We start from the raw sequence: 13,314 nt of genomic DNA, 5'->3' as shown, positions 1-13,314 counted from the left end.
ACCCCGCCCACGATCTCGAAACGTAACGAAGAATCGAAGAACACATGGCTGACGAAGAACGCCCCGACCCGACCGCCGAGCACGAGCACGGCCGCATCGACCAGGTCGACCTGCAGCTGGAGATGCAGCGCAGCTACCTCGACTACGCGATGGCCGTCATCATCGGCCGCGCGCTGCCGGATGTGCGCGACGGTCTGAAGCCGGTGCACCGCCGCGTGATCTACGGCATGTACGACGGCGGGTTCCGCCCCGACAAGTCTTTCTCGAAGTGCGCGCGCGTCGTCGGCGAGGTGATGGGTCAGTACCACCCGCACGGCGACTCGGCGATCTATGACGCTCTCGTGCGCCTCGTGCAGCCGTGGTCGCTGCGCTACCCGCTGGCCCTCGGCCAGGGCAACTTCGGCTCGCCCGGCAACATGGGCGCCGCCGCCCCGCGGTACACCGAGACCAAGATGGCCCCACTCGCGCTCGAGATGGTGCGCGACATCGAAGAAGACACCGTCGACTTCACCGACAACTACGACGGCCAGACGCAGGAGCCCACGGTCCTGCCGGCGCGGTTCCCGAACCTGCTGGTGAACGGCTCGGTCGGCATCGCCGTCGGCATGGCGACGAACATCCCGCCGCACAACCTGGGCGAGGTGGCCGACGGTGCCCTGTGGGCGCTGGAGCACCCCGACGCCAACCGCGAAGAGCTGCTCGAGGCGCTCATGGAGCGCATCCCCGGACCGGACTTCCCGACCGGTGCGCAGATCCTCGGCACCAAGGGCATCCGCGAGGCGTACCGCACCGGCCGCGGCTCGATCACGATGCGAGCCGTCGTGGCGATCGAAGAGATCCAGGGCCGCACGTGCCTGGTGATCACCGAGCTGCCGTACCAGGTCAACCCCGACAACCTCGCGGTCAAGATCGGCGACCTCGCCCGTGACGGCAAGATCACCGGCATCGCCGACATCCGCGACGAGACGAGCGACCGCACCGGTCAGCGCATCGTGGTCGTGCTGAAGCGGGATGCCGTGGCGAAGGTCGTGCTGAACAACCTGTACAAGCACACGCAGCTGCAGGAGAACTTCGGCGCGAACATGCTCGCGATCGTCGACGGCGTGCCGCGCACCCTGTCGCTGGACGGGTTCGTCTCGCTGTGGGTCGACCACCAGATCGAGGTCATCGTCCGTCGCACCGCGTACCGGCTGCGCGAGGCCGAGAAGCGCATGCACATCCTGCGCGGCTACCTCAAGGCGCTCGACGCGCTCGACGAGGTCATCGCGCTCATCCGCCGCTCGCCGACCGCGCAGGAGGCGAACGAGGGACTGCAGAAGCTCCTCGACATCGACGACGTGCAGGCCGACGCGATCCTGCAGCTGCAGCTGCGTCGCCTGGCCGCGCTCGAGCGCCAGAAGATCATCGACGAGGCCACCGAGCTCGAGGCCAAGATCGCGGACCTCAACGACATCCTCGCCACGCCGTCGCGCCAGCGCGACATCGTGCGCGACGAGCTGACCGCGATCGTCGACAAGTTCGGCGACGAGCGTCGCACGCACATCCTGCACGGGTTCGACGGCGACATGTCGATCGAGGACCTCATCCCCGAAGAAGAGATGGTGATCTCGGTCACGCGCGACGGCTACATCAAGCGCACGCGCAGCGACAACTACCGCCAGCAGCACCGCGGCGGCAAGGGCGTCAAGGGCGCGCAGCTGCGCGCCGACGACGTGGTCGAGCACTTCTTCGTGACGACGACGCACCACTGGCTGCTGTTCTTCACGAACAAGGGCCGCGTCTACCGCTCGAAGGCGTACGAGGTGCCGGAGGCCGGGCGCGACGCGAAGGGTCAGCACGTCGCCAACCTGCTCGCGCTGCAGCCGGATGAAGAGATCGCGCAGATCCTCGACATCCGCGACTACAGCGTCGCCACGTACCTGGTGCTCGCGACCCGCAGCGGCCTGGTCAAGAAGACGCGCCTCACCGAGTACGACACGAACCGCCAGGGCGGCATCATCGCGATCAAGCTCCGCGGCAACGGCGCGGACGAGGGTGACGACGACGCCGAGATCGCCTCGGACGACGAGGTCGTCAGCGCCCTGCTGGTCGACGAGGGCGACGACATCCTCCTCATCAGCCGCCACGGCATGTCGCTGCGCTTCTCGGCGACCGACAGCGCGCTGCGGCCGATGGGCCGCTCGACGTCGGGCGTGAAGGGCATGGACTTCCGCGAGGGCGACAGCCTGCTGTCGGCCTCGGTCGCCAAGGACGACGAGTTCGTGTTCGTGGTCACCGAAGGCGGGTACGCCAAGCGCACGGCGGTGGACCAGTACCGCGTGCAGAACCGCGGCGGACTGGGCATCAAGGTGGCCAAGCTGAGCGACGATCGGGGCGACCTCGCGGGCGGTCTGATCGTCTCGGAGGACGACGAGGTCTTGGTGGTTCTTGCCAGCGGCAAAGTGGTACGCTCTGCCGTGGCCGAGGTGCCTGCCAAGGGTCGAGACACCATGGGTGTCGTGTTCGCCCGGGCCGGCGGCGATGATCGCATCCTCGCGATCGCCCGAAACGGCGAGCGTGGCCTGGCTGAAGAACCCGAGGACGCAGACGCCGAGAACGGCGACGTCGACACCGACGCTGCACCGGCGACCGAGACCCCCGGCGGCGCCGAGTCCTCGCCCGAGATCCCCGAAGAGAGCACTGACGCATGAGCACAGTAGCCGACAAGCTCGCCAAGAAGTCGAGTCACAAGACGAGCGCCAAGCAGGTCCGCCTGCGGCTGGTGTACATCGACTTCTGGTCCGCGGTGAAGCTGTCGTTCCTCGCGGCGATCGCCATCGCCGTGGTGACGGTGGTCGCCTTCGTGATGGTGTACCTCGTGATCACCGCCACGGGACTCATCGGCGAGGCCGACAAGTTCTTCTCGAGCTTCTCGGACGGCAGCGTGCTGCTGTCGCAGTTCATCAACTTCCCGCAGGTGCTCGCGTTCTCGGCCGTGGTCGCGATCCTCAACCTCGTGGTGGTGACGGTGCTCGGCGCCGTCGTCGCGGGCATCTACAACCTCGCGGTCAAGGTGACCGGCGGACTGCTGGTCGGCTTCACCTCGAACTGACGCACGCACCGGGCGCCGGCATCCTTCGAGAGAAGTGGATGCCGGCGCTTCGCGTTGCGGTCAGACGACGGTGGTGCCGAGCAGCGTGCCGATGAGCCAGGTGGCGACGAGCGCGAGCGCGCCGCCGAGGACGAGGCGGGATGCCGCACGCACGCGCGGAGCACCGCCGAGCTGGGCCGACACGGTGCCGGTCGCGGCGAGGGCGACGAGGACGGCGACGAAGGTGACCGGCACCCGCCATTCCGGCGGCGGCAGCAGGATGGCCAGCAGCGGCAGCAGTGCGCCGAGTGTGAAGGCGATGGCCGACGACAGTGCGGCGTGCCACGGGTTGACGAGGTCGTCCTGGTCGATGTGCAGCTCGACCTCGAGGTGCGCGGCCAGTGCGTCGTGTGCGGTGAGCTCGACGGCGACCTGGCGCGCGGTCGCCTCGGTGAGGCCCCGGTCGCGGTACAGCTGTGTGAGCTCCTCGAGCTCCTGGTCGGGCATGTCGTGCAGCTCGGCGCGCTCCTTGGCGATGAGCGCCCGCTCGGAGTCCCGCTGGCTGCTCACCGAGACGTACTCGCCGAGCGCCATCGAGATCGCGCCGCCGACGAGTCCTGCGATGCCCGCGGTGAACAGCGCGCCGAGGTCGGTGGTGGCGCCGGCGACGCCGACGACGAGCGCGGCCACCGACACGATGCCGTCGTTCGCGCCGAGCACACCCGCCCGCAGCCAGTTCAGGCGCTGCCCGAGGCCGACGCCGTGCGGCTCGTCGGGATGAGGCTGTGCAGTCACTCCCACAGTCAAGCAGCCCGATTCGTGAAATCGGCGATCGTCGGGTAAAGTCTTGGAGGTTGCGGGGCGCAAGCGCCGCAGCAGACGGGGCTATAGCTCAGGCGGTTAGAGCGCTTCACTGATAATGAAGAGGTCCCAGGTTCAAGTCCTGGTAGCCCCACCGTAAGCCCCGGGGCCTTAGCTCAGTTGGTAGAGCGCCTGCTTTGCAAGCAGGATGTCAGGAGTTCGAATCTCCTAGGCTCCACAGACATGCGACTCCCGTCCGGGGGTCGCATTCTTCTTTCCCGGTGCGTCCGGACGATCGATCGGATGCCGCGGACGCACGGTCGGGTGCACAGACCGTCCGCGCGTGAGGCTGGAATCATGACGACCACTGCCACGATTCCTGTGACCTCTCCGGCGTTGCCGCGCCTGCGTTACGGCGCACTGATCGCGATGATGGCCATGAGCTTCCTGCTCGTGACGGCGGAGTTCCTGCCCGGGGGTGTGCTCACCGAGATCGCGGCCGACGTCGGCGTGACGCCGGGCCAGGCCGGGCAGATGGTCGCGGTCACCGCGCTGGCGGGCCTCATCGTCGCGCCGACCATCGGGCTGGTGCTGCCGCGCCTGGACCGCCGCTCGCTGCTGGTGTGGATGGCGGTCGGCGCGACGGTGTCGAATGCGATCGTCGCCGTGGCCCCCAATCTGCCGCTGCTGCTCATCGGGCGGGTGCTGCTGGGTGCGGCGCTCTCGGGATTCTGGGCGATGTCGATCACGGTCGCCGCGCGCATCGCCGGACCCGAGCGCCTGGGGCGGGCCGTCATGTTCACGTCCGCGGGAACGTCGCTGGCCACTGTGGCCGGGGTGCCGATCGGCGTCATGCTCAGCGAGGTCATGGACTGGCGTGCCGTCTTCGTGTTCGCGGCCGCTGCGACCGCGGTGCTCGCGGTGCTGCTGCGCATTCTGCTCCCCTCGGTGCCGGCCGAGGCGTCCGCGTCGCTGTCGACCCTCATCGGCACGCTGAAGCTGCCCGGCATCGGACTCGGCGTCGCCGGCCACGTGCTCGTGGTGCTCGGCCACTTCCTCGCCTTCACGTACATCCGCATCGCCCTGGACCGCGTGCAGGATGCCGGACAGCCGGTCGACGCGGGGACGGTCATCGTGCTGCTGGCCGTCTTCGGCATCGGCGGGTTCGTGGGCAACATCCTCATCGGCATGATCATCGACCGCACCTACCGCCTGTTCGCGGTCGTCTCACCGCTTGTCATGGCCTTCACGACGCTGGCGGTCATCGTCGCCTCGGGCACGCCCGTGCTCGTCGGCGTCGCCGCGTTCGCGTGGGGCTTCTTCTTCGCCTCGTGGCTGCTCATCGTCAACACGTGGGTCGGCCACCGCATGCCCGACCGCCTCGAGGCGGGCGGCAGCATCGTCGTCGTCGGCTTCCAGGCGGCGATCATGCTGGCCGCCGCTGTCGGCGGACTGCTGGTCGACGGCCTCGGGATCGTGACGGTCTACGTCGCCGGCGCGGCGATCCTGGTGCTCGGCGCTGTGCTGTTCGGGCTGTCGAACCGAGCCGGCGCTCGAGCGTAGTCGAGTGGATGCCGGCGGCCGCGGCCGCCGGCATCCACTCGCATCACGCCGACACGGACTGGTGGCTCGACCGCCAGGCCGAGGGCGTCGTGCCGACGCTGCGGCGGAACGCGCGGCTGAAACCCTCGTCGGACGCGTAGCCCAGCTCACGCGACACGGTGCTCACGCCCAGGCCCCGCGAGAGCAGCTCCTGCGCGGCCCGCATGCGCACCGACGTCACGTACCCGGCCGGCGACCGGCCGAACCGCGCACGGAAGCGCTCGGCGAACACCGAGCGCGACATCGCTCCGAGCGCGGCCAGCGCGTCGACCGTCCATTCGCGGCCCGGGTCGGCGTGGATCGCCGCGACCACCCGGTCGAGGAACGGGTCGCCGGCGGCTGCGGGCCAGCCGTCGGGCGCGCAGCCGCCGGCCGCCCACGCCCGGATGGCCGAGGTCAGCACCGTCGCCGCCATCATGCGGCACACGGCGAGGTCGCCGCTGCGGGTGATGAGCTCGCCCTCGGCGTCGACTCCCATGTACGGCAGCATGGCCGCCACCGCGGGCTCCTGGTCGGCGAACCCGTACACGACGGCGGCGTCAGGAAGCAGCGGCGACAGGTGCGCGGCGTCGCCGACGAGATCGAGCTCGGCCAGCAGCACGGTCACCCGTCCGTCCGCGGTCAGGGTTCCGTGAGCGCGTCCGCTCGTGAGCAGGATGTCACCCGCGGCGACTGTCGGAGGCGCCGCCGCGGTGAGGCGCGTGCGCACCTCTCCCGACAGCACGTAGGCGTACGTGACCGCACCGGGGTCGAGGACCAGGAACTCGCCGTCGGCCAGTCGCATCCGGCGCTGCCGGCGGATGCGGACCTCCAGCGCCGTGAGCACCCGCTCGAGCGCGTCCTCCGCGACCGTGCGCGTGCGCTCCTGCGTCTGCCCGGTCCGATCCATACGGTCACGAACCGCGGTCATCGGCCCGGTATTCCGGCCGCGGCCGCGTTCTCACCCCGGCGGATCGCGCATTAGGGTGAAGCATGGACCTGCGCGTCGCGGCGTACGCGGTCATCCTGGACGAGGACGACCGCGTGCTGCTGGCGCACTGGAACGAGGGGCGTCGCGCCGCGTGGACGATGCCCGGCGGCGGCCTCGAACCCGGCGAGGACCCCGAGCGCGCGGCGCGCCGCGAGGTCCGGGAAGAGACCGGCTATCGCGTGACGGTCGGCGAGCTGCTCGGCATCCACTCCCGCGTCATCCCGGCGGGACGCCGGTTGACCCCCGGGGTCACTGAGCCGCTGCACACCCTGCGGATCGTCTACCGCGCGCACGTCACCGGCGGTCGCCTGCGCAACGAGACCGACGGCTCGACCGATCGCGCCGAGTGGTTCCCGCTGCGTGAGGTGCCGGCCCTGCAGCGGGTCAAACTCGTCGATATCGCGCTCGAGCTCGCCGGGGTTCAGATCCCTGCGCCGTGAGCGTCGCCCGTCAGCCCAGCGGCTGCGAGATGTCGGCGACCGTCGCGCCATAGGCGGCGATGAGGTCGTCGGCCTGGACGAACATGCTGTACCCGTGGGCGCCGGCGCCCATCGCGACCCTCCGGCCCACGATGTCGGCATCCGCGTAGATCGGCCAGTCCGTCGTGCTGCCGACAGGCACGATCGTGCCGCGCTCGTAGCCCGTCGCGGCCAGCGCGCGCTCCTGATCGGGCAGCTGCAGCTTGTTCACGCCGACGACGGCGCGCAGCTTCGGCCACGAGATCGCCCGGTCGCCCGGGATGAGCGCGAACAGGTACGTGTCGTCCGACCGCTTGACCACGAGGGTCTTCACGATGCCCGACGGAGCGATCCCGAGGATCTCGGCAGCCTCGTTGAGGCTGTTCGCGGCAGGCCGCTCCTTGATCTCGATCTCAAGACCGCGATCGGATGCCGCCTTCCGGACGCGTGCGATGCCCTCCGGCTCAGGCATCCGGGGCGCGCAGCGGGTCGTCGGCGACCCAGAGCTCGTCGTCGGCGCGGAGCGTCTGCCAGGCGGCGTACAGGACGCCGGCCGCGGCTGCCACGCCCAGGATGATCGCGATGACGCCGCCGGCGCCCATCCCCCGCTTCTGCGGCGCGGCGCGATCCAGGCGCGCGGACATGTACTTGGTGGCCTCGCGGGCGTATTTGTCGGCCTTCTTGCCGTACTTCTTGGAGTCGGGCAGCTCGAAGCCGCGTCCGCTCGCCAGACGCGAGCGCTGCTCGTTCGCGGCATCCCACACCGACAGCGCCGAGCCGACCACGGCGCCTGCCGCGGGGATCACGGTGCCGTTGAAGACCTGCTTGCCCTTGTCGACGTACGGGGCGGCGTACTTGTCGTAGCCGGCCTGCACCTGCGGAGCGACCCGCTCACGACCGTAGTTTCCCAGTTGACGGCTGGCCTCGCGGGCCACCGTGGCGGCCTCGCCGACCAGCACCTGCTGCGCCTCCCACAGGTTGCCGGCCTGCTTCTGCAGCTTCTGGAGTTCCTTCTTGCGCTTGCGGCTGAGGCTCACGATGCCCTCCCGTTGTTGGGGATGTCGGTCTCCCCATCTTGCCAGACCACCGCTGAGACGGGAGGGGTTGCAGGGAACTCTGAGACAATGGAAAAATGCCGCTTCACACCGCAGTCGCAACGATCCACACCAACTACGGCGACATCGTCGTCAACCTGTTCGGCGACCAGGCGCCGCGCACGGTGCAGAACTTCATCGGCCTCTCGGACGGCTCGCAGGCGTGGACGCACCCCGCCACCGGCAAGCCCGGCGAGGGCCCGCTGTACAAGGACGTCATCTTCCACCGCATCATCTCGGGCTTCATGATCCAGGGCGGCGACCCGCTCGGTCAGGGCGTCGGCGGTCCCGGCTACAACTTCAACGACGAGATCTCGGGCGAGCTCACCTTCACCGAGCCGTACAAGCTCGCGATGGCCAACGCCGGCCTGCGCCGCAACGCCATCACAGGCCAGGTCGAGGGCACCAACGGCTCGCAGTTCTTCATCACGGTCCCCGGCCAGGGCGGCCGCGGCCCGGAGTGGCTGCAGGGCAAGCACACGATCTTCGGCGAGGTCGCCGACGACGCGTCGAAGGCCGTCGTCGACACGATCTCGAGCGTGCCGACGGCCGCCGGCGACCGGCCGGTCGAGCCCGTGGTCATCGAGTCGATCGACGTCACCCCGGTCTGAGCGCGGCCCGCGTGACCACCGACGACTTCCGCCGAAACAGCGAGAACTTCTGCTACCGGCACCCTGACCGTCAGAGCTTCGTCCTCTGTCAGCGATGCCTGCGCACGATCTGCCCGGAGTGCCAGACGCAGGCCGCGGTCGGCGTCATCTGCCCGGAGTGCCTGCGCGATCAGCAGAAGGCGCAGTCCCCTGCGCAGCGGAAGGCGGAGCGTCGGTGGTCGCGCCCGCGGGCGGCATCCGTCTCGGACGGCCGACCCGTCGTCACGTACGCGATCATCGGCGTCACCGCGTTCGTCTATCTGCTGCAGCTCATCCCCGGCTTCGGCCGGACCGTCGAGAACAGTCTGCTGTTTTACGCACCGACGCTGTACCCCGGCCTCACCGGCATGTTCGAGCCGTGGCGGCTGCTGACCGGGGCGCTCGTCCACTCGAGCTTCTGGCATCTGGCCCTCAACATGCTGGCGCTCTTCATGATCGGGCGCACGCTCGAGCCGCTCCTCGGCCGCATCCGGTTCCTCACCCTGTACGTGCTGTGCGCGCTCGGCGGCTCGGTCGCGGTGACGCTGCTCTCGTTCGGCACCCCGGTCGTCGGCGCATCGGGCGCGATCTTCGGCCTGTTCGGGGCGCTCCTGGTGATCGGGCGTCATCTCGGCGCGAACATCGCCGGCATCGCCATCGTGATCGGCATCAACCTCGTCATCGGCTTCGTGCCCGGCATGAACGTGTCGTGGCAGGCGCACGTGGGCGGCCTCGTGACCGGACTCGTGGTGGCGTTCATCTTCACGCGCACGCGTGCCGTGCGGCAGCGCGGACTGCAGACAGGACTGCTCGCCGCGGTCGGCGCGGTGCTCGTCGCACTGCTGTTCGTGCCGGTCCTCTTCCCCGCGCTCGTGCTCGCCGCGTGATTATCCCCAGGAGTTATCCACAGGTTCATCCACAGCCTGGGGAGAATCACACGGGTGTAATTCACAGCTGTTAACAGATCTGTTAACAACTGCCGGATGCCTCGTCTTGCGGCATCCGGTCACGAAAAAGCCCCGGTCGACCGTGACCGGGGCTCTTCTCGTGGGTTCTATCGCCAGCGCGTCGTCATCAGGAAGCCGACGAAGGCGATGCCGAAGCCGATCACCAGGTTCCACGCTCCGATGTCGGGAATCGGGAACGCCATACCGCTCAGGTAGAAGACGAGGATCCAGATCAGTCCGACGAGCATGAGGCCGATCATGATCGGCTTGAACCACACCGGGTTCGGTGCGGATTCGCCTTCTGCGCGCTCGACGAGCGAGTCGTCGTCTTTGCCGGGTCGTGCCATGCAGAAGAGTCTAACTGCCAGCCGGACCACAACCATGCTGTGCGAGAATCCCCCTGTGGATGAAGCGGTCGCCGTGTCCCGGGGCGCCGCCCGGACCAGAGCCCGCCCGCGGCGGCGCACATCGGTCGCGGGCGTCATCGGCGAGCTCCTCATCACCGCCGGCGTGATCGTCCTGCTGTATGTCGTGTGGCAGCTGTGGGTGGGCGACATGATCTACGGCGCCGAGCGCAACGCCACCGGCGCCGAGCTCTCGGAGCAGTGGCAGCAGGAGTACCAGCAGCAGAACCCCGAGGCCGCTCCGGCCCCGTCCGCCACCGACGAGCCCGCTGCCCCGGTGACCGCCGATCCGCCTGTGATGGCCGAGCCCCGCGACGGCGAGAGGTTCGCGGTCATGCACATCCCCCGCTTCGGCACGGACTATGCGGTGCCGATGGCCGGCGGCGTCACCCGCGCCCGCACCCTCGACCCGATCGGCATCGGCCACTATCCCGGCACGATGATGCCCGGCCAGCCCGGCAACTTCGCCCTCGCGGCGCATCGCACCACGTGGGGCAAGCCGTTCAACCGTATCGCCGACCTGCACGTGGGTGACGCGATCGTCGTCGAGACCGAGGCGGGCTGGTACACCTACCGCTTCCGCACGCTGGAGTACGTGAAGCCGAGCGCCGTCGAGGTGCTGCTGCCCGTGCCGCAGGTGAAGGACGTCCCCGCCGGCACCGCCTACATCACCATGACCAGCTGCAGCCCTATGTACGCGATGACCGAGCGCATCGTGGCCTATGGCGTGTTCGAGTCGTTCACGCCGAGATCGGCCGGGGAACCGGCATCCCTCCAGGCGGTGACGTGATGTACGCGGCTCTGTGGCGCGGCCTGCCCGGCCCATGGTGGGTCAAGGTGCTGATCCTCATCGTGCTCATGGCCGCCGCGCTGTACGGGCTGATGTTCTACGTGTTCCCCTGGGTGAGCCAGTTCATCGTGCCGCAGGAGGTCACGGTGGGGCTGCCGCTCCCGGGCGCCGTCCCCGGCGCATGACGGGCGCAGCGGGCGATGCCGCGCCCCTCCTCGTCATCGACAACCACGACAGCTTCGTCCACACCCTCATCGGGTACCTGCACGAGCTCGGCGCCGGCACCGACCTCGTCGAGGCCGACGCGATCGACGATCCGCACGACGCCATCGCCGGCCGGCGCGGGGTGCTCGTGTCTCCGGGTCCGGGAGCCCCCGCCGACGCCGGCGCGTCGATCCCGGTGGTCCGCGCCGCCGCGGCCGCCGGCATCCCGCTGCTCGGCGTGTGTCTCGGCCACCAGGCGATCGGCGAGGCGTTCGGTGCGACCGTCGATCATGCCCCCGAGCTCATGCACGGCGTGACCTCGGCCGTGCACCACGACGGCTCGCCGCTGTACGACGGCCTGCCCGACCCGTTCACCGCGACGCGCTACCACTCGCTGGCGATCGTGCCCGAGTCGCTCCCCCGCGAGCTGGTCGTCACGAGCCGCACCGCGAGCGGCGTGATCATGGGCGTCGCGCACCGCACCGCGCCGGTCGTCGGCGTGCAGTTCCACCCCGAGAGCGTCCTCACCGAGGGCGGTCACCGGCTGCTGGGCAACTGGCTGGCATCCGTGGGGTTCGTGGATGCCGCCGCCCGAGGGGCGCAGCTCAGCCCGCGTCGCTGAGCCCCGGGCCGGGCAGAACTCAGGCGCCCGTGCAGACCGTGAGCGAGATCTCGGAGTGCACCGGCACGTCACCCGGCGGCAGCGACTGCGCCGACACGGTGGGCGGATCGGTGGCCTTGCAGCCCGGATCCTCCTGCGTCGTGACCGTGAGACCGGCATCCTCGAGCTCGCGCGTGGCCGCGTCGGCGGTGTAGCCGCGGACGTCCTTGATGGTCACGCGACCCGAGGCGACCACGAGGTTGACGGTCGACCCGGCGGCGACGTTCGTCCCGTCCTTCGGGTCGGCCGAGATGACCGTCCCCGCGGCGAGGTCCTTGTCGTTCTGGGGCGTGATGGTGCCGAGCACCAGTCCCGCATCGGTGATCGCCTGCGTGGCGGCGTCCTGCCCGAGTCCGACGAGCGTCGGGACGCTCGTCATCGCCTGCCCGGTCGAGACGTAGACCTTCACCTGCTGGTCGCGCTCGACCGACGTGCCCGCTTCGGGGTCGGTGCGGATCACGTTGCCCTCGGCGACCTCGGAGCTCTCTTCGTCGACGCGGATGGCACGCAGATCCTCGTCGGCCAGGGCCTCGTTGGCGCTGTCGTACGTGAAGCCGACGACGTCCGGCACGCTGCGCACGGTGGGCGTCTCGCCCGGCTGGATCGTCAGCACCCAGAACAGCAGCGAGATCAGCAGCACGGCGAGGACGGCGACGCCCGCCCAGATCCACGCCACCGGCGGACCGGCCTGCGTGCGCTTCATCGTGGTGTCGGTGCTGAGCTGGCGCAGCGACCGCGCGGTCTCGGCGGCCTGCCGCGGGTTGGGCCCGTACAGCTCGCTGGTGAGGGCGCCCACCTGTCGCTTGCTCGGCTGCCGTCCGTCGACGGTGGCGTCCAGCGCCTCCCGGAAGCTCGCGGCGTCCTGGTACCGCTGGAAGGGATCCTTCGCGAGGGCGCGCAGCGCGACGGCGTCGAGCGCGCGCGGCACCGTGTCGTTCACCTCGGACGGCGGGACGGGCGCCTCGCTCACGTGCTGATACGCCACGGCGACGGGCGAATCCCCGCGGAACGGCTGGCGGCCGGTCAGCAGCTCGTACAGCACCACACCGGTCGAGTACAGGTCGGCACGTGCGTCGACGGGCTCGCCCTTCGCCTGCTCGGGCGAGAAGTAGGCGGCGGTGCCGAGGATCTGCGTCGTCTCGGCGACGGTGGACGAGCTGTCCGAGACCGCGCGGGCGATGCCGAAGTCCATCACCTTGACCTGGCCGGCATCCGTCACCATGACGTTGCCCGGCTTGATGTCGCGGTGCACGACGCCGGCGCGATGCGAGTACTCGAGAGCCTCGAGGATGCCGTCGACATAGCGCACGGCATCCGCCACGGGCACCGGGCCGGCGGCGATGACGTCCTTGAGCAGCCGTCCCTTCACGAGCTCCATGACGATGAACGGCACGGGGCGCACGCGGCCGTCGGGACTCGTGAGCGAGTCCTCCCCCGCGTCGTACACGCGCACGATCGTCGGGTGGGCCATGCGCGACGCTGCCTGCGCCTCGAGGCGGAACCGCGTGCGGAACGCGTTGTCGTCGGCGAGCTCGCGGTCGAGGATCTTGATCGCGACGTCGCGGCCGAGAGTCAGGTCGTAGCCCTTGTAGACGCTCGCCATGCCGCCACGGCCGATGGGCTCGTCGATGCGGTATCGCCCCGAAAGCACATGCGGCTCAGCTGTCACGGTCACTCCTGCCTG

At 69.7% G+C, this 13,314-nt stretch carries 15 protein-coding genes and 2 tRNA genes; 11 read left to right on the top strand and 6 right to left on the bottom strand.

The genetic code is table 11. The annotated features are described in order from the left end of the window. The first annotated feature begins 44 nt into the window (after positions 1-44). Complete coding sequence (gene gyrA, locus JNB62_RS02940) at positions 45-2,690, top strand: DNA gyrase subunit A (protein WP_220299379.1); 2,646 nt, start codon at positions 45-47, stop codon at positions 2,688-2,690. Beyond that, complete coding sequence (locus JNB62_RS02935) at positions 2,687-3,091, top strand: DUF3566 domain-containing protein (RefSeq protein WP_220299378.1); 405 nt, start codon at positions 2,687-2,689, stop codon at positions 3,089-3,091. The genes gyrA and JNB62_RS02935 overlap by 4 nt, the downstream gene beginning before the upstream one ends. Before the next feature lie 60 nt (positions 3,092-3,151). Here JNB62_RS02935 and JNB62_RS02930 read toward each other — a convergent pair whose 3' ends face one another. After that, positions 3,152-3,865 (bottom strand): VIT1/CCC1 transporter family protein, encoded by a 714-nt coding sequence (locus tag JNB62_RS02930; RefSeq protein ID WP_220299377.1) that lies wholly within the window; start codon positions 3,863-3,865, stop codon positions 3,152-3,154. Between the two features lie 86 nt (positions 3,866-3,951). Here JNB62_RS02930 and JNB62_RS02925 point away from each other — a divergent pair. From JNB62_RS02925 to JNB62_RS02915, 3 genes are all read left to right on the top strand, one after another. After that, a tRNA-Ile gene (locus tag JNB62_RS02925) sits at positions 3,952-4,025 on the top strand. Positions 4,026-4,036: 11 nt separating this feature from the next. Next, positions 4,037-4,109: transfer RNA gene (locus JNB62_RS02920), tRNA-Ala, on the top strand. 119 nt (positions 4,110-4,228) lie between these two features. Then, positions 4,229-5,434: an MFS transporter gene (locus tag JNB62_RS02915; protein ID WP_220299376.1), complete on the top strand. Its 1,206-nt coding sequence runs from the start codon at positions 4,229-4,231 to the stop codon at positions 5,432-5,434. A gap of 43 nt (positions 5,435-5,477) precedes the next feature. Here the strand turns inward: JNB62_RS02915 and JNB62_RS02910 are convergent, their stop codons facing one another. Beyond that, positions 5,478-6,383 carry a helix-turn-helix domain-containing protein gene (locus JNB62_RS02910; RefSeq protein ID WP_223230891.1) on the bottom strand — a complete coding sequence of 302 codons (906 nt, stop codon included), beginning with the start codon at positions 6,381-6,383 and terminating at the stop codon, positions 5,478-5,480. A 62-nt stretch (positions 6,384-6,445) separates the two neighbouring features. Between JNB62_RS02910 and JNB62_RS02905 the strand changes: the two genes are divergently transcribed. After that, a complete protein-coding gene (locus JNB62_RS02905; RefSeq protein ID WP_220299375.1) occupies positions 6,446-6,883 on the top strand; it encodes an NUDIX hydrolase in 438 nt (145 codons plus the stop codon). A 10-nt stretch (positions 6,884-6,893) separates the two neighbouring features. Here JNB62_RS02905 and JNB62_RS02900 read toward each other — a convergent pair whose 3' ends face one another. Both JNB62_RS02900 and JNB62_RS02895 read right to left on the bottom strand, forming a co-directional pair. After that, entirely contained in the window at positions 6,894-7,373 is a 480-nt protein-coding gene (locus tag JNB62_RS02900) for an aminoacyl-tRNA deacylase (protein WP_220299374.1), read from the bottom strand. After that, positions 7,366-7,938 (bottom strand): DNA helicase, encoded by a 573-nt coding sequence (locus JNB62_RS02895; protein ID WP_220299373.1) that lies wholly within the window; start codon positions 7,936-7,938, stop codon positions 7,366-7,368. Before JNB62_RS02895 ends, JNB62_RS02900 begins: the two co-directional genes overlap by 8 nt. Before the next feature lie 95 nt (positions 7,939-8,033). Between JNB62_RS02895 and JNB62_RS02890 the strand changes: the two genes are divergently transcribed. Both JNB62_RS02890 and JNB62_RS02885 read left to right on the top strand, forming a co-directional pair. Then, positions 8,034-8,606, top strand: a complete 573-nt coding sequence (locus JNB62_RS02890) for a peptidylprolyl isomerase (protein WP_220299372.1) — start codon at positions 8,034-8,036, stop codon at positions 8,604-8,606. Between the two features lie 11 nt (positions 8,607-8,617). After that, positions 8,618-9,511, top strand: coding sequence for a rhomboid family intramembrane serine protease (locus JNB62_RS02885; RefSeq protein WP_220299371.1), 894 nt, complete (start codon positions 8,618-8,620; stop codon positions 9,509-9,511). Positions 9,512-9,678: 167 nt separating this feature from the next. On the opposite strand, the gene JNB62_RS02880 is transcribed toward JNB62_RS02885, so the two are convergent. Then, positions 9,679-9,918: a cell division protein CrgA gene (locus JNB62_RS02880; RefSeq protein ID WP_141896730.1), complete on the bottom strand. Its 240-nt coding sequence runs from the start codon at positions 9,916-9,918 to the stop codon at positions 9,679-9,681. Between the two features lie 55 nt (positions 9,919-9,973). On the opposite strand from JNB62_RS02880, the gene JNB62_RS02875 reads away from it, so the two are divergent. Genes JNB62_RS02875 through JNB62_RS02865 form a run of 3 tightly spaced genes read left to right on the top strand, consistent with a single transcriptional unit; the run spans position 9,974 to position 11,591 of the window. After that, positions 9,974-10,765: a class E sortase gene (locus JNB62_RS02875; protein WP_308291705.1), complete on the top strand. Its 792-nt coding sequence runs from the start codon at positions 9,974-9,976 to the stop codon at positions 10,763-10,765. Then, positions 10,765-10,950: a hypothetical protein gene (locus JNB62_RS02870; protein ID WP_220299542.1), complete on the top strand. Its 186-nt coding sequence runs from the start codon at positions 10,765-10,767 to the stop codon at positions 10,948-10,950. The genes JNB62_RS02875 and JNB62_RS02870 overlap by 1 nt, the downstream gene beginning before the upstream one ends. Then, a complete protein-coding gene (locus JNB62_RS02865) occupies positions 10,947-11,591 on the top strand; it encodes an anthranilate synthase component II (protein WP_220299369.1) in 645 nt (214 codons plus the stop codon). Before JNB62_RS02870 ends, JNB62_RS02865 begins: the two co-directional genes overlap by 4 nt. 19 nt (positions 11,592-11,610) lie before the next feature. Here JNB62_RS02865 and pknB read toward each other — a convergent pair whose 3' ends face one another. Next, positions 11,611-13,299, bottom strand: a complete 1,689-nt coding sequence (gene pknB / locus JNB62_RS02860; protein ID WP_308291704.1) for a Stk1 family PASTA domain-containing Ser/Thr kinase — start codon at positions 13,297-13,299, stop codon at positions 11,611-11,613. Positions 13,300-13,314: the final 15 nt, after the last annotated feature.

Source organism: Microbacterium jejuense (assembly GCF_019511665.1).
In the GTDB taxonomy this organism is placed as follows: domain Bacteria; phylum Actinomycetota; class Actinomycetes; order Actinomycetales; family Microbacteriaceae; genus Microbacterium; species Microbacterium jejuense_A.
Note: the sequence above shows the minus strand (reverse complement) of the source record. Positions and strands in the feature narration are given on the sequence as shown.